Genomic DNA, 252 nt, shown 5'->3' with positions numbered 1-252 from the left:
GTTCGTACCAGTCGAGTTCGAGGGCGGTGGACAGGTCGTAGACCTCGGCCAGGGACAGGTCATCGGGTCCGATGCCGGCTTCGGTGTAGGCGGCGTCGAGGATTTGGTCTTTGAACACCCGCTCGGGGCCGGGGACCACGGCGGTGGAGTCGGTGGCAATGTCGGGCAGTTCGGGGAGGTGTTGGGGGTATTGCGGCGATTGCAGGCTGATCGCGCGCACCGACGGGATGCCGGCGGTGGTGCCGAGGTGTT

The 252-nt window shown here is 66.7% G+C and carries 1 pseudogene; it reads right to left on the bottom strand.

Annotated elements, in window-relative coordinates:
- A pseudogene (locus tag BST38_RS28870) lies at nt 1-252 on the bottom strand (lipid-transfer protein); the annotation flags it as partial.

It is taken from the genome of Mycolicibacterium parafortuitum (assembly GCF_002086815.1).
GTDB classification, from domain to species: domain Bacteria; phylum Actinomycetota; class Actinomycetes; order Mycobacteriales; family Mycobacteriaceae; genus Mycobacterium; species Mycobacterium parafortuitum.
The sequence above is the reverse complement of the archived record's forward strand: the minus strand, read 5'-3'. Positions and strand labels throughout refer to the sequence as shown.